Origin of the sequence: Bacillus sp. EU52 (assembly GCF_037964975.1) — a bacterium.
GTDB lineage: Bacteria > Bacillota > Bacilli > Bacillales > Bacillaceae > Bacillus > Bacillus subtilis.
The window spans coordinates 3,583,348-3,597,279 of record NZ_CP150177.1 but is presented as its reverse complement, the minus strand read 5'-3'; the positions used below and the strand labels follow the sequence as shown (position 1 = coordinate 3,597,279).

General features: G+C 42.7%; 18 protein-coding genes and 1 pseudogene. 14 read left to right on the top strand and 5 right to left on the bottom strand.

Annotated features, from left to right (window positions below):
• Nucleotides 1-9 precede the first annotated feature (9 nt).
• On the top strand, nt 10-1,416 hold the full coding sequence (locus NSU05_RS18440; protein ID WP_003243080.1) for a right-handed parallel beta-helix repeat-containing protein: 1,407 nt from the start codon (nt 10-12) through the stop codon (nt 1,414-1,416).
• A gap of 90 nt (nt 1,417-1,506) precedes the next feature.
• Here NSU05_RS18440 and NSU05_RS18435 read toward each other — a convergent pair whose 3' ends face one another.
• On the bottom strand, nt 1,507-2,697 hold the full coding sequence (locus NSU05_RS18435; protein ID WP_003227769.1) for an MFS transporter: 1,191 nt from the start codon (nt 2,695-2,697) through the stop codon (nt 1,507-1,509).
• A gap of 21 nt (nt 2,698-2,718) precedes the next feature.
• Nucleotides 2,719-3,132: a MarR family transcriptional regulator gene (locus NSU05_RS18430; protein WP_003227771.1), complete on the bottom strand. Its 414-nt coding sequence runs from the start codon at nt 3,130-3,132 to the stop codon at nt 2,719-2,721.
• Nucleotides 3,133-3,356: 224 nt separating this feature from the next.
• Here NSU05_RS18430 and NSU05_RS18425 point away from each other — a divergent pair, with 224 nt between their 5' ends.
• From NSU05_RS18425 to flhP, 5 genes are all read left to right on the top strand, one after another.
• Entirely contained in the window at nt 3,357-3,467 is a 111-nt protein-coding gene (locus NSU05_RS18425; protein WP_010886628.1) for a protein usd, read from the top strand.
• Nucleotides 3,468-3,481: 14 nt separating this feature from the next.
• Complete coding sequence (gene spoIIID / locus NSU05_RS18420; RefSeq protein ID WP_003221804.1) at nt 3,482-3,763, top strand: sporulation transcriptional regulator SpoIIID; 282 nt, start codon at nt 3,482-3,484, stop codon at nt 3,761-3,763.
• A 165-nt stretch (nt 3,764-3,928) separates the two neighbouring features.
• Nucleotides 3,929-4,930: a cell shape-determining protein Mbl gene (gene mbl / locus NSU05_RS18415; RefSeq protein WP_003227776.1), complete on the top strand. Its 1,002-nt coding sequence runs from the start codon at nt 3,929-3,931 to the stop codon at nt 4,928-4,930.
• Nucleotides 4,931-5,092: 162 nt separating this feature from the next.
• On the top strand, nt 5,093-5,905 hold the full coding sequence (flhO, locus tag NSU05_RS18410) for a flagellar hook-basal body complex protein FlhO (protein ID WP_015251036.1): 813 nt from the start codon (nt 5,093-5,095) through the stop codon (nt 5,903-5,905).
• 32 nt (nt 5,906-5,937) lie between these two features.
• On the top strand, nt 5,938-6,747 hold the full coding sequence (gene flhP, locus NSU05_RS18405; RefSeq protein WP_014478212.1) for a flagellar hook-basal body complex protein FlhP: 810 nt from the start codon (nt 5,938-5,940) through the stop codon (nt 6,745-6,747).
• Between the two features lie 22 nt (nt 6,748-6,769).
• Here flhP and rapD read toward each other — a convergent pair whose 3' ends face one another.
• Nucleotides 6,770-7,834 (bottom strand): aspartate phosphatase RapD, encoded by a 1,065-nt coding sequence (gene rapD / locus NSU05_RS18400; RefSeq protein ID WP_029318731.1) that lies wholly within the window; start codon nt 7,832-7,834, stop codon nt 6,770-6,772.
• Nucleotides 7,835-8,025: 191 nt separating this feature from the next.
• On the opposite strand from rapD, the gene fabZ reads away from it, so the two are divergent.
• Nucleotides 8,026-8,451 (top strand): 3-hydroxyacyl-ACP dehydratase FabZ, encoded by a 426-nt coding sequence (fabZ, locus tag NSU05_RS18395; protein WP_003221796.1) that lies wholly within the window; start codon nt 8,026-8,028, stop codon nt 8,449-8,451.
• Nucleotides 8,452-8,523: 72 nt separating this feature from the next.
• Complete coding sequence (mscL, locus tag NSU05_RS18390; RefSeq protein ID WP_021445844.1) at nt 8,524-8,919, top strand: large conductance mechanosensitive channel protein MscL; 396 nt, start codon at nt 8,524-8,526, stop codon at nt 8,917-8,919.
• A 46-nt stretch (nt 8,920-8,965) separates the two neighbouring features.
• Here the strand turns inward: mscL and NSU05_RS18385 are convergent, their stop codons facing one another.
• The gene (locus NSU05_RS18385; protein WP_038430054.1) at nt 8,966-9,802 is read right to left on the bottom strand and encodes a histidine kinase; all 837 of its coding nucleotides are present in this window, start codon (nt 9,800-9,802) and stop codon (nt 8,966-8,968) included.
• Between NSU05_RS18385 and NSU05_RS18380 the strand changes: the two genes are divergently transcribed.
• The gene (locus NSU05_RS18380) at nt 9,686-10,063 is read left to right on the top strand and encodes a prealbumin-like fold domain-containing protein (RefSeq protein WP_250540523.1); all 378 of its coding nucleotides are present in this window, start codon (nt 9,686-9,688) and stop codon (nt 10,061-10,063) included. The genes NSU05_RS18385 and NSU05_RS18380 overlap by 117 nt on opposite strands.
• Nucleotides 10,050-10,442 (top strand): annotated as a pseudogene (locus tag NSU05_RS18375) (class A sortase); the annotation flags it as partial. The gene NSU05_RS18380 and the pseudogene NSU05_RS18375, both read left to right, overlap by 14 nt.
• 139 nt (nt 10,443-10,581) lie before the next feature.
• Here NSU05_RS18375 and NSU05_RS18370 read toward each other — a convergent pair.
• On the bottom strand, nt 10,582-10,992 hold the full coding sequence (locus NSU05_RS18370) for a YwpF-like family protein (protein WP_015251046.1): 411 nt from the start codon (nt 10,990-10,992) through the stop codon (nt 10,582-10,584).
• A gap of 174 nt (nt 10,993-11,166) precedes the next feature.
• Here NSU05_RS18370 and ywpG point away from each other — a divergent pair, with 174 nt between their 5' ends.
• From ywpG to ywpJ, 4 genes are all read left to right on the top strand, one after another.
• The gene (gene ywpG / locus NSU05_RS18365) at nt 11,167-11,550 is read left to right on the top strand and encodes a DynA interaction protein YwpG (protein ID WP_014478204.1); all 384 of its coding nucleotides are present in this window, start codon (nt 11,167-11,169) and stop codon (nt 11,548-11,550) included.
• Nucleotides 11,551-11,626: 76 nt separating this feature from the next.
• Nucleotides 11,627-11,968, top strand: a complete 342-nt coding sequence (gene ssbB, locus NSU05_RS18360) for a single-stranded DNA-binding protein SsbB (RefSeq protein WP_014478203.1) — start codon at nt 11,627-11,629, stop codon at nt 11,966-11,968.
• A gap of 224 nt (nt 11,969-12,192) precedes the next feature.
• Entirely contained in the window at nt 12,193-12,969 is a 777-nt protein-coding gene (glcR, locus tag NSU05_RS18355; protein ID WP_003244075.1) for a transcriptional regulator GlcR, read from the top strand.
• Between the two features lie 5 nt (nt 12,970-12,974).
• Entirely contained in the window at nt 12,975-13,832 is an 858-nt protein-coding gene (gene ywpJ, locus NSU05_RS18350) for a phosphatase YwpJ (protein ID WP_038429760.1), read from the top strand.
• Nucleotides 13,833-13,932 lie beyond the last annotated feature (100 nt).

Sequence of the window (13,932 nt, the reverse complement as noted above, 5' to 3'; positions counted from 1 at the left end):
GAATCGAAAATGAGAAAATGGTATTTTATTCTTTTGGCGGGTGTTTTAACGTCTGTCATCCTCGCTTTCGTTTATGATAAGACAAAAGCGAATGAGGAAGGATCTGGGGATTATCTGTATGTTTCGCCAAATGGCAGTGATCAAAATGAAGGAACAAAAGAAAAGCCGTTTCGTACATTGGCACACGCATCTGAGAAGGCTGCTGCCGGCACAACTGTCATGATTCGGGAGGGCACGTATCATGAGACCCTTGATGTAAAGCACAGCGGTACGGACGGAAAGCCTATCACATTCCGAAACTATGAAAATGAAAACGTCGTGATTAGCGGTGAATCCGTTGCGAACGCTGAATATGAAACACCGCTTATTCGTATTCACGATAAACATGACATTGCCATCAGCGGTTTAACAATTCAAGATCTTTCTGTTTCATCTGAGGAAGCAACTGCTATAGGGATTTATGTATCAGGGTCCAGCAGTCATATCGCCATTAAGGATAATCACATCCGGGGGATTAAGACAACAGCGGATGAAGGAAATGCTCACGGAATCGCAGTTTATGGGACTGGCAGCATGAAAGACATCCGAATCGAGGACAATACAGTTGAGAAACTGACGCTTGGAGCGAGTGAAGCAGTTGTGCTGAACGGTAATATCGACGGCTTCACAGTTGCAGGCAATGTGGTCCGCAACAATAATAACATCGGGATTGATCTAATTGGTTATGAGGGAACCGCGGATAAAAACGATTACGTGCGAAACGGAGTCGTAGAAAACAATACAGTTTATCAAAACTCGACTTACGGCAATCCTGCTTATGGAGATGAATACTCAGCGGGCGGGATTTATGTCGATGGAGGACACGATATCGAAATTAAGAACAACACAGTTTACGATAACGATATTGGGATTGAAGCAACGTCTGAACACAAAGGAAAGTATGCAAATGCCATTCAGATCACAGACAACAAAGTGTACAACAATGCGTACACCGGTATTTCAATCGGAGGATATGACAAAAAGCGGGGCGGCACCAGCAATTCTCTGATTGCCCGCAATATTATGTACCGGAATGACACAAAGGGACTGTACGGCGGACAGCTGCTGCTGCAGTACGATACGAAAAACAACACAATTGAAAAGAATATATTGACGGCCGGTGATTCCAGATTATTTATCGGAAACGACTTTACAGAAAACGAAGGTAATACGGTCAATCATAACGTGTACCACAAGGAAGCGGATCAAGACGGCATATGGATGTGGAAAAAGAAAGAATATGATTCATTTTCTTCGTATCGAAAAGCAACAAAAAACGATCAACAATCCATATATGCCGATCCGATGTTTCGTGATGAAGCGTCCTATGATTTTTCGTTAGATCCTGATTCACCTGCGCGGCCTGTCATTGAATAATTGCTATAAGCGGCGTTCTCTCGTTCAACCGAGAGGGCGCCGTGTTTTAATGGAAAAAAGACTGCCGGGATTTCCCGGCAGTCTGACAAGTTATTCTGCAATAGACACTTTTCCTTCAGCCTCAGCAGGTTTTTTCTGGCTCCACGTGTAGAGAAGCAGAGCAATTAAAACGAACAGCCCCGCTGTTAAATAAATGGCAGAGAAGCCGGCAGATGCTACAAACAATCCGAATACATACGATCCTACAGCAATTCCGCTGTCAAAGAAGGTAAAGAACGTTGCCGTCGCAAAACCGGAGCGGTGAGCCGGAGATTTCTGAATCGCCAATGTTTGCATGCAAGGAACGATTGATCCGTAGCCAAGACCGATAACCGCCCCTGAAAGCAGAAGCATTAAGCCGCTATGTGTGAAGGACAGCATGCAGAGTCCGACAGAGAAAATCAGGATTGATGGATAAATGACAATGCCCGGTCCGACTTTGTCGAACAATTTCCCTGTGAACGGGCGTGCAATCATCATTGTCACCGCAAAACAAACAAAGAAATATCCGCTGATATCCGAAAGGTCAACTGATTTGGCGAATACAGACAGATATGATGTGACTGTTGAATAACAGAAAGAAATAAACAAACCGACCGTCGCAATTTTGAGTGCGCCCTTTTCAAACATATCCGAGAACGCAAAACGGAATACAGTCGTACCGCTGTCCTTACTTTGCGGCACTTTTATCAAGAACGAAACAAGTAAGCCCGCAACCATAAACAGCGCAAAGGCTGTAAAGAATACAGGAAAGCTTACCACTCTCATCAAATTCAGACCAAGGAAAGGTCCGATCGCCATAGCGAGGTTCATAGACATGGCAAAGTATCCAAGCCCTTCACCGCGCCGTTTGGCTGGAATAATATCAGCGGCAATTGCACCTGTAACAGTCGTTAAAATGCTGAACCAAATTCCTTGGAAGAACCGCAATCCGAGCAGCAGGGAAAAGTTATGAATCGGCATATACAGAAAAGATGATAGGGCGAAGAGCGCCATTGATACAATCGCCATTCTTTTCTTCCCGAAACGCTCAACGATGGCTCCGGAGAAAGGCCGTGTAATGATCGCAGACAGAAGGAACAGGCTGATTAAAAGCCCGCCTTGTGATTCTGTGCCGCCAAGCTCTTGCAGCGTATAGATCGGCAATACAGTTAAAAATGTATAAAAGAACACAAACACAAATAAATTGACAAGCAGGACCATAATAAAATCCTTGGTCCATATCGCATCCGCTTTTTTCAAATGTATGTCACTTCCTTATTTTCATTGTTGTAAAAACATGCGGAATAAATGAGAAAAAGCTTCTTTGTCTTCATCCCGGAAATCAGCAAGCAGCTCTTCCTCGAATTTCAGCATTTTCACATTGATTTCTTCGTATTTTTTCTCGGCTTCTTTTGTGAGGACAACAAGTTTTTCCCGTTTGTCTTCACCTTGCCGTCTCTGAACCCAGCCGTTCTCCTCCAGGCGTTTGATCGTCCGAGTCACAGTCGGCGCTTCCACATTTAAATAGGACCAAATCTCTTTTTGAGTCATTGGTCCGATCGTACGCAAACAATATAAAACTGACCATTGGGATGAATAAAGGCCGAATGGCTCTAGCTGTTCATTGGCTTTCTTGGCAATCAGGCGGGCGCTTTGGTTGATTTGATGAATGAGGTGTCTGTTGACGTAGGACATGTCGGTCTCCTTCTAAAAAACTTACCTAAGTAACTAATTGCTTATTTCATTTTACAGGAGCGATCAATAGTTGTAAAGATGAAAATTTAGTGACGCGAAATAGTTTGCTGAATCTGAAAAAGTTCGTTTCACCCCTTGTCCTTATTGAGTTTTTAGCATATTCCCAAAAGAATGCTAATACACTGTTACAAACCTAACAAAGAGAGTGTTTGAGGTGAGGGATCGTGGGCATATTTCACAAACTTACTTTTAAAACCATACAACGAAGAAGCGGCATAATGAACGACTCTTTACAGAATACGGATCTCATTTCACACTTCTCACATCCATTTTAGGGAGGTCGAGTGGTGTGCACGATTACATCAAAGAGCGAACAATCAAGATAGGGAAGTACATCGTGGAGACAAAGAAAACCGTTCGTGTCATTGCGAAGGAATTTGGTGTTTCCAAAAGTACAGTACACAAGGATTTAACAGAGCGTCTGCCTGAAATTAACCCCGACTTGGCAAACGAAGTGAAAGAAATACTCGATTATCATAAATCCATCAGGCATTTAAGAGGAGGAGAAGCGACAAAGCTCAAATATAAAAAAGATGAAATTCTCGAAGGAGAGCCTGTTCAGCAATCGTAATCACCTGGCATTGCCTTCTTGAAATCGTTCATAAAACATCCGCAAAAATTTGTAAAGAACTTATTGTGCTTCCAACTTTTTTTCTATATTTTATGATAATATATATAATTAGGGCACAATGTGGATATTTACTGTGAAACAGATTTTCAAGGAGGATATAAATAGATGTTTGCAAGGGATATTGGTATTGACCTCGGTACTGCAAATGTACTGATCCATGTTAAAGGTAAAGGAATTGTTCTGAATGAACCTTCCGTTGTTGCACTTGATAAAAACAGCGGCAAAGTGCTGGCGGTTGGCGAAGAGGCAAGACGAATGGTTGGACGTACACCTGGGAATATTGTTGCGATTCGCCCGCTGAAAGACGGAGTTATTGCTGACTTTGAAGTAACAGAAGCAATGCTGAAACATTTTATTAACAAGCTGAATGTAAAAGGCCTGTTCTCAAAGCCGCGCATGCTCATTTGCTGCCCGACGAATATTACATCCGTTGAGCAAAAAGCAATCAAAGAAGCTGCAGAAAAAAGCGGCGGGAAACATGTGTACCTTGAAGAAGAACCTAAAGTTGCCGCTATCGGCGCGGGTATGGAAATATTCCAGCCAAGCGGTAACATGGTTGTAGACATCGGAGGCGGGACGACGGATATCGCGGTTATTTCAATGGGCGATATTGTCACCTCCTCTTCTATTAAAATGGCTGGGGACAAGTTTGACATGGAAATCTTAAATTATATCAAACGCGAGTACAAGCTGCTGATCGGTGAACGTACTGCGGAGGATATTAAGATTAAAGTCGCAACTGTTTTCCCAGACGCACGTCACGAGGAAATTTCCATTCGCGGACGGGACATGGTTTCCGGTCTTCCAAGAACAATTACAGTAAACAGTAAAGAAGTTGAAGAAGCCCTTCGTGAATCTGTCGCTGTTATTGTTCAGGCTGCGAAACAAGTACTCGAAAGAACACCGCCTGAACTTTCTGCTGATATTATTGACCGCGGCGTTATTATTACCGGCGGAGGCGCGCTCTTAAACGGCCTTGACCAGCTGCTTGCTGAAGAGCTGAAGGTACCGGTCCTTGTTGCTGAAAATCCTATGGATTGCGTAGCCATCGGCACAGGTGTCATGCTTGATAATATGGACAAGCTTCCTAAACGCAAACTAAGCTGATTTCACAAACCTCATTCTGAAAAAGAATGAGGTTTTTTTATGAAAAAGCCTTCACGAAAAGATGTTAAATGACGATAATAGGATAAAATACTGAGTTTTTATTATAGAACGAACGTTCCTATATGACAACTGGAAAAAATGCCATTTTTAGAGGTGGGAAATTTGTTAAAAGGATTATATACAGCAACATCCGCAATGATTGCCCAGCAGCGAAGAACGGAAATGCTTTCAAATAATATTGCTAACGCAAATACATCAGGATATAAAGCTGATCAAGGCTCTATGCGCGCGTTCCCTGAGATGCTGCTCAGCAGAATAGAATCAAAATCTCCGGCCGGGACATCAAGGACGGAAATCGGTTCCGTGAATACCGGAGTATATATGCAGGAGCTCAAGCCTCTCTTTACACAGGGAAGCCTGAAGTCCACAGACCAGCCTACAGACATTGCATTGATCGAAAATCAAGTTCCGATGAATGCGGAAACCAATGAAAAAGCTGCTCTTTTTTATCCGGTTCAAACAGCGGATGGAATCCGTTATTCAAAAAGCAGCACATTTTCACTAAATGAGAACAACCAGCTGACGATCAACGGACGCCCTATTTTATCGACGGATCGCCAGCCAATCACTGTTGATAATGAGAATTTTACTGTGTCTGAAAACGGTACTGTGACAACGAACGGACGCACAGCCGGCCAGATTGATGTCAGAATGGCGGAAGATGTCCGCAATCTCAAACGGGACGGAAATGATTTGTACAGCACGGCGGACGGTAATGATCTGCCAAGCGCAGCCGGAAATAATCAGGTATCCTATTCATTAAAACAAGGCGTCTCAGAGCTTTCAAACGTGGATGTGACAAGCGCCTATACAGAAATGACTGAAGCGTACAGATCGTTTGAGGCGAATCAGAAGGTTATTCAGGCTTACGATAAAAGTATGGATAAAGCAGCAAATGAAATTGGAAAAATTTAAGATAACGGAAGAAAAAACGGGGGACATCAACTATGCTCAGGTCAATGCTAACGGCATCAACAACCTTAAACCAGCTGCAGCAGCAGATTGACACAATCAGCAGCAACCTTTCAAACAGCAACACAACCGGCTATAAGGCAAAAGATACGAATTTTTCTGAGCTTGTCAGACAGCAATTCGATCAGGTTGATGAAAAAAACGAGGAAGTGGCAAAAGCCCGAAAAACGCCGCCCGGCTTGCGCCTTGGCGTCGGAGCGATGATGAATTCACGCCTGGTCTCTGATCAAGGAAGCATTCAGAAGACCGATCGCGATCTGGATATCGCATTTACGTCTCCATACCAGTATCTTCAGGTAAATGTAAATGGAAACCGCCAGTATACGAGGGACGGGGCGCTGTATGTAACGCCGTCCGCTGCGAATGCCAACCAGCTGCAGCTCGTCACTGGAAATGGGTATCCCGTACTTGATGAGAACGGCAATACAGTGAACATCGACAGCTCAATGAAGAATATCACCATCAATAAGAACGGCACCTTAACCGCATCTGACGGAAACGCGGTTCAGCGGTTTAATCTTGGCGTTGTCCAAGTGAATAACCCTCAAGAGCTGAAATCCGAAGGGAATAACCTTTTCTCTATTGATAATGCGGCAGCTTTTGAAGAGCTGAACGGCGCTAATAGACAAAACATCGGCATGCAGCAGGGCTCACTTGAGATGTCCAATGTCGATATTTCAGAACAAATGACAGATTTGATCACGTCCCAGCGTTCATATCAGCTGAACAGCAGAACGATCACAATGGGAGATCAAATGCTCGGTTTAATCAATTCAGTCAGATAATAAGAAAATGGGCGTTTTTCAATCAGCCGCGCATGATAAAAAAAGCGGCTTTTTCGAAATCGTCCTTTTTTTTGTAGTATTCCGTAATATCTTCTAACAGCACTTCTAAATCCACCCACGCCTCGATTTTTTCTAATTCAAGCACATATTCGAGCAACTGCTCATAAGGGTCTTCTGCTGATGTGTAGAGGGCTTCAAGCGTTTTTAATTTTAAATAAATGGTTTGAATGTCTACCTTTTCAGATAATTCTTTTCCTTTTTGAAGGACGGCTTTAGCTTCTGTGATGTTCCCTGTTTTAAAAAGCGCTCTGACAGACTCGTACACACAATGAAGATATGAGACTGGTGAATTCATTTCAAATTCTTGATTCTTTAATACTTTTCTAAAGTAAAGAAGCGCTTCCTGGTCTTTTTTCTCGGTCGCTTTTAAAAAGCCAAGGTTATAATAAGCGTGGCATAGCAGGTTTTCGTCATGTAGTTGCTGGGTTTTCTTAATGATTTCTTTGAAAAGCTGTTCAGCTTTTTCATAGCGTTCTTGATCAATATAATTTACGGCGAGCAAAAGTTTACAGGTGATTACCTTTTTGATATAGCCGAATTGGTGCAAATAGATGTGTAATGCCTTTTTGACGTATTGGACGGAAAGCGGCGGTGATTTCATCAAGTAATAGGCGCCGGCGGTTTGATAATATAAATCAGCGGCTTCAAACGTATTGTGAATGGCGGCCAGGTACTGTTCAGCTTTTTTAAAATGATGTACTGCATGTTTCGGAGCTGTTTTTACCATCTCATATAACCCAGAGAAAAAATACAGATAATATTTCAATTCATCATCCATTTTGTCTTCCAGGCCATATAGGTCATCGAACAATGAATCGAGTCCGTTCTGGTTTTCAAAAAGCAGCTGATGGCGGGCCTGAAACAATTGATAACGCATCCAAAGTTTTGTGTTCTTTTTGATCTTCGGAAGGTGCTGGTCAATTTTCTCTTTCAGTGTGCAAACGTGATTCATTTTGCGTTTGCTCATTGCGGAATACCACTCGTCTAACATGTTTAGCATTCTTTTTTCAATAAACTTCGAAATCATTTTCCTACCTCTTTGCTATTGGTAAAATCTATAATTATCATATCATAACTTTTGACGGCTCTCATTGACAGTTGGTTACATTTTAGCGCGGTTGAAAAAGAGATTAATTCATAATATACTTTTCAAATGTACAGATTGGATCTTTGATGATTGCTATACATACTAATGCAGATGAAGGAGATGTCAAGACAATGCTTGATACTCAGCAAATTAAAGAAATTATTCCTCACCGTTATCCGTTTTTGCTTGTGGATCGGATTACGGAAGTTGAAGAGGGCAAACGGGCAAAAGGCTATAAAAATGTAACCGCTAATGAAGAGTTCTTTAACGGACATTTTCCTCAGTACCCAGTTATGCCCGGCGTATTAATCGTAGAAGCACTCGCTCAAGTCGGAGCTGTTGCGATGTTGATTAAAGAAGAAAACCGCGGCAGACTGGCTTTTTTTGCAGGCATTGATAACTGCCGCTTTAAAAAACAAGTCAAGCCTGGTGACCAGCTTCACCTTGAGGTTGAAATCATTCGTGCCCGCGGCACAATCGGGCGCGGAAAAGGCGTTGCCACAGTTGATGGCGAAGTCGTTTGCGAAGTAGAACTGACTTTTGCCCTCGGAGAATAATTGAAAAAAGGCAGATGGCCAGCGGCACATTTGTCTTTTTTTCTTTACAAATATAGAAAAGCAGGTGATTGTATGTGGAATGAATTTAAAGCCTTTGCCATGCGGGGGAATATCGTAGACCTTGCGATTGGTGTTGTGATAGGCGGCGCTTTCGGAAAGATCGTCACATCTCTAGTAAATGATATCATTATGCCTTTGGTCGGTTTGCTGCTGGGAGGGCTTGACTTTTCAGGCCTGTCGTTTACGTTTGGCGATGCTGTAGTGAAGTATGGCAGCTTTATACAGACGATTGTGAACTTCTTAATTATATCGTTCTCCATTTTTATCGTCATTCGGACTTTGAATGGGTTAAGGCGCAAAAAAGAAGCAGCAGAAGAAGAGGCTGCGGAGGAAGCGGTGGATGCGCAGGAGGAGCTGCTGAAAGAAATCAGAGACCTGCTGAAGCAGCAAGCAAAGTCGCCGGAATAAAAAAGATGCCGTTAGAAACGGCGTCTTTTTTTATCTCAATTTTCGTTTAGGTTCGTTCTGTGTCCTTCAGTTCTTTAGGGCTTCCTGTTGTTTCAGCGAGATGAATGAGCATTGAGACAGAGGTGCCTGCATCCGGAGTGCTGCTGATCATCAACTCGCTTCCGCAAAAATGTTTCAGCCGCTGATTGATATTTTTCAATCCGACGCTGCGATCAAAATCCGTTGATAAGAGATCTATTTGTTTTTCCGGAGTTATCCCGGGACCGTTATCCTCTACTTTGATGTGATACTCATTTTTGCTTTGTTTTTTAGCTGTCAGTTTGATCCATCCTCCGCCTCTTTTCTTGCTGACACCATGAAGAACGGCATTTTCCACCAAGGGCTGAATCATTAAAGGCGGAAGGATAAAGTCAATGTCTTCATCTATATCGAAAAGAACCTCAAGCCGATTACCGAATCGCGTCTTTTCTATAGAAAGATAGGAATTGATAATCGAAAGCTCATGTCTGAAGGAACTGATGGCTGATGTATTTTGAAAGTCAAAACTCATTCTTAAATAGTTGGTAAATTCCTCTGTTACCTCCCGGGCCTTTTCAATATCCAAATGAGTGAGAGAAATAATCGTGTTTAATACATTATAAAGAAAATGAGGCTTGATTTGCGACTGGAGAAACGCCATTTCCATTCTAGTTGCTTGATTTGCTGTATGTTTCATCATGATCAGGTTTTGAATACGCACCATAAATTCAGAGTAATGATAAGGTTTTTGCAAAATGTCATTCGCTCCGGCATGAAAAGCCTTGTATTTGTCATGGGCGATAATGGCAGCTGTAATGATCAGAACCGGAAGATCAACCATGCTGAATCGTTCGCGAATTTTCATACAGACTTCGAAACCAGTCATATCCGGCATCATCAAGTCACAGCTTCAGGCCTTGCACCGGGACAATACGCTTTTGTTGAAACGAAAGCGCCAGTCGGTTATGTGCTGAACACTGAGAAAATAGAGTTTGAGATTTCTGATTCCTCTGAAGGAAAGCCTGAAGCTACAGATGCCGGGATCGCCATTAAAGCATTCCAATCAAGTGGAGAACGTCGAAAGCACGTGATTCACTTCACAATCAAGGCGGCGGATAACAATTAAAAGTGTCGATCTGGAGCTTCCGATCGTAAAAGGCACAACCAATGAAAATCTTTTGATAGGGGCGGCAACAATGCGCCCGGATCAAAAAATGGGTGAGGGAAATTATCCGTTGGCGGGCCATCATTTGAAGCAAAAGAATCTTCTGTTCGGACCTCTGGAAAACATAAAAACAGGTGCCCAAATTGTCATCACGGATTTTAAAAAGGATTATATCTATTCTGTAACATCTAAAGACATCATATCGGAAATGGGTGCAGATGTAATTGAGGAGACGAACAAAAAAGAGATTACGTTAATCACATGTGACAAGGCGGTCAAAACTGAAGGGCGCCTTGTTGTGAAAGGGGAATTGGTTGATTCTTTTGGCCATACAAATTAAATATGCAAGAGAGAAAGCACGAAAAGAAAAGCTGCCGTTCAAAACGGCAGCTTTTTTCATGCAGAACATATCTATTCAAAATGTCTATTGTGATGTTCTTCGGTTCTGTGTCTGTTTTGGGGAACATGCCCCCTCATATTTATAATTTTTGCTTAAATGCCTCAATGAGTTTTGTTCCTGTATAGCCCTCTTTTACAAGGGACTCGAGAATGGTTTCAGTGCCCTGCTGTTTTCTTGTGACCATTTGTCCGTAGAGTAAAACCTGGATGCTTTCTTCCAGCTTGACGATATTTTTCACTGCTGCTGTCAGCTGGGCGGGGCGATTGCTTTTTTTCGTGATCGTTACAAATACTTTGGCTTCAGATTGGCTGTTTTGAAGCTGTTCAAAAAAAGACATATGTTCTTTCTGTACAAGCGCCTCAATCAGCCAGTGATTTTCACCGTCTTCTTTATTTATAATCAGTCCGTCAATAAGGGGAAACTGTTCGATTGATTGTTCTTCCTTGTCCACTCGTTCCACATTCAGGTCAACCAGTTTAAAGGTTTTCATTTCTTCTCACCCCGATTACTTCCAAAGTTTTCTTGCCTTCCATTATAACATAAACGTTTTCGAGGAAAAAATCCTGCAATGCTGGGGCTAAAGAATTTTGTATGAGCGAAACATTTAATAATTTCTATTTTTTCATTATACTGTAACTGACTATGGATTACGGAGAGATGTGGTATGAATCAATTTCGTTTAAAAGAAATTTATATTGACGGCGCTCCTTCTGAAAGCCATTTGATTCAAAAGGAAGTAACATATATGTTAAGCCGTAAAGAAGTGTTTGAGGTTCATCTGAACAAAAAAGGAAGAATAAGTTTTTTATACGAAACACAAGATGGCATGGAGCAGTATAAAATCAAGCTGTCAATGCCGGAAAAAAAATTGAGCTTTCAGTGGTTTGCGTGGGATGGCTCTTCCTATGTGCGCATGAATACGCAAAACTGGCTGACAAAGCAAATCTTTTTCCGTTTTTTAAAAAGTACATATTTCTTCAAAGGAAAAAAGCAAAAGATGTTTTTAGCTGAAGGAAAAATGAAAACGAAAGATAAAAACAGAGGCTGAAAGCCATTTTTAAGCGTTTTTCTTTTCTTGTTGCATCATTTACAATACATACAACCGCAAGGAGAGGAGGAATCGCATGTTCAATCAGGTCATGCTTGTCGGACGTCTTACAAAAGATCCTGATCTTCGCTACACTTCAGCCGGTGCGGCAGTTGCACATGTTACGCTCGCGGTGAACCGCAGCTTCAAGAATGCTTCAGGTGAAATCGAAGCTGATTACGTCAATTGCACACTTTGGAGAAAAACAGCTGAAAACACGGCGTTGTATTGCCAAAAAGGTTCTCTCGTCGGCGTAAGCGGACGGATTCAGACAAGAAGCTATGAAAACGCGGAAGGCGTTAACGTGTATGTAACAGAAGTGTTGGCTGACACTGTTCGTTTTATGGACCCTAAACCCCGGGAAAAAGCTGCTGATTGACACCCCCTGCTCCTCCCGTTATCTATCCATTCACTATTATCCGGATCTTCGCATCATCCCCTCAAAATTGACCAGTCGACCAGACTGGTTCTTTCTTTTTGTCTACTTAGGAAAAATTGGTTCTCTCGACGCATTTTTACTTAAAATCACTTATTAATGTTGAATAAAATTAAACAAAAACTTATAATTACTTATAAATGATTGCTGAGAAAAGGAATGAGGGCGTGTACCAAGAAGAAAGATTAGTAGCGATTTTGGATTTTTTAAAACAGCATAACCGAATTACAACGGAGCAGATCTGTACGCTCCTGCAAGTGTCAAGGGATACAGCGCGACGAGATCTTGTGAAACTTGAGGAACAGAATGCCATCATCCGCACAAGAGGCGGCGCCATTTTACCGACTGTGCATCAGAAAATTCAAAGCTATTCCGGCCGCCTGAAAACAGTGTCTGAGGAAAAAAATAAGATCGGCAGGCTTGCAGCATCGCTTATTCATGATGGTGACCGGGTGATTTTAGACGCCTCTACAACTGTTCAGGCATGTGCAAAGCATTTGAATGCGGTTGATTGTACGGTAATCACCAATTCGATTAATCTTGCGGATGTGCTGTCCGATAAAGAGGGAATTGAAATTTATCTGCTGGGAGGCAAGCTGGAAAAGGAGCACCGCTTTCTGTACGGGTCCTCTGTGATTGAAAAGCTCTCAAGCTACCATGTTGATAAAGCGCTGATTGGTGTGGTCGGTATTTCCGAACATGGCATTACAATTGCGCATGAAGAGGATGGCATGGTGAAGCGGAAAATGATACAGCAGGCAAAGCAAGTCATCGCGCTTGCAGATCATTCGAAGCTGGGCAGCACCAGTTTTTATCAGTATGCGGAGCTGAATGAAATCGACCTTTTGATTACAGACAGGCTGCCGAATCAGGCATTTTGTGACTTGCTTGACCGAAACGGCGTTGAGCTTCTCGTGACAGAACAGGATGAAGGAAAGGACTGACAAACGTGAAATTAATTGCGATTGATTTAGATGGAACCTTACTCAACAGCAAGCATCAGGTAAGCTTGGAAAATGAAAACGCACTGCGGCAGGCGCAGCGGAACGGTATTGAGGTGGTGGTGTCAACTGGGCGCGCTCATTTTGACGTCATGTCAATCTTTGAACCGCTGGGGATCAAAACATGGGTCATCAGTGCAAACGGCGCCGTCATTCACGATCCCGACGGCATGCTTTATCATCACGAAACGATTGATACGAAACGGGCGTATGACATTCTCTCATGGCTTGAGTCGGAAAACTATTATTATGAGGTATTCACAGGTTCAGCGATTTATACGCCTCAAAACGGCAGAGAACTTCTTGATGTTGAGCTGGACAGATTCAGAAGCGCAAATCCGGAAGCGGATCTTTCTGTCCTTAAGCAGGCGGCCGAGGTGCAATACAGCCAATCGGGCTTTGCTTACATTAACTCCTTTCAAGAGCTGTTTGAAGCCGATCAGCCAATCGATTTTTACAATATTCTCGGCTTTTCTTTCTTCAAAGAAAAGCTTGAGGCAGGCTGGAAAAGATATGAGCATGCCGAAGATTTGACGCTTGTCAGTTCGGCTGAGCACAACTTTGAGCTTTCTTCCCGCAAAGCTTCCAAGGGGCAGGCGCTGAAGAGGCTTGCAAAACAGCTGAATATTCCGCTCGAGGAAACCGCTGCTGTAGGTGACAGTTTAAATGACAAATCGATGCTGGAGGCTGCGGGAAAAGGTGTAGCGATGGGCAATGCCCGGGAAGATATCAAATCGATAGCCGATGCGGTCACCTTAACCAATGACGAACATGGTGTCGCACATATGATGAAACATTTGATGTAGGTATATGTGCTGCTCCAAAAGCGCATTCTGTTGATAACCGGCGTAACGGATTTTTTGGAAATTCGGCGTGACGGCTATGAACGGAAAAAAGCTGGCTCTT

Bases quoted from the DNA above. Each gene is read 5' to 3' on its own strand.
- NSU05_RS18440 (WP_003243080.1), top strand. From the start codon at position 10: ATGAGAAAATGGTATTTTATTCTTTTGGCGGGTGTTTTAACGTCTGTC.
- NSU05_RS18430 (WP_003227771.1), bottom strand. From the start codon at position 3,132: ATGTCCTACGTCAACAGACACCTCATTCATCAAATCAACCAAAGCGCC.
- mbl (WP_003227776.1), top strand. From the start codon at position 3,929: ATGTTTGCAAGGGATATTGGTATTGACCTCGGTACTGCAAATGTACTG.
- flhP (WP_014478212.1), top strand. From the start codon at position 5,938: ATGCTCAGGTCAATGCTAACGGCATCAACAACCTTAAACCAGCTGCAG.
- rapD (WP_029318731.1), bottom strand. From the start codon at position 7,834: ATGATTTCGAAGTTTATTGAAAAAAGAATGCTAAACATGTTAGACGAG.
- fabZ (WP_003221796.1), top strand. From the start codon at position 8,026: ATGCTTGATACTCAGCAAATTAAAGAAATTATTCCTCACCGTTATCCG.
- mscL (WP_021445844.1), top strand. From the start codon at position 8,524: ATGTGGAATGAATTTAAAGCCTTTGCCATGCGGGGGAATATCGTAGAC.
- NSU05_RS18385 (WP_038430054.1), bottom strand. From the start codon at position 9,802: ATGAAAATTCGCGAACGATTCAGCATGGTTGATCTTCCGGTTCTGATC.
- NSU05_RS18370 (WP_015251046.1), bottom strand. From the start codon at position 10,992: ATGAAAACCTTTAAACTGGTTGACCTGAATGTGGAACGAGTGGACAAG.
- ywpG (WP_014478204.1), top strand. From the start codon at position 11,167: ATGAATCAATTTCGTTTAAAAGAAATTTATATTGACGGCGCTCCTTCT.
- ssbB (WP_014478203.1), top strand. From the start codon at position 11,627: ATGTTCAATCAGGTCATGCTTGTCGGACGTCTTACAAAAGATCCTGAT.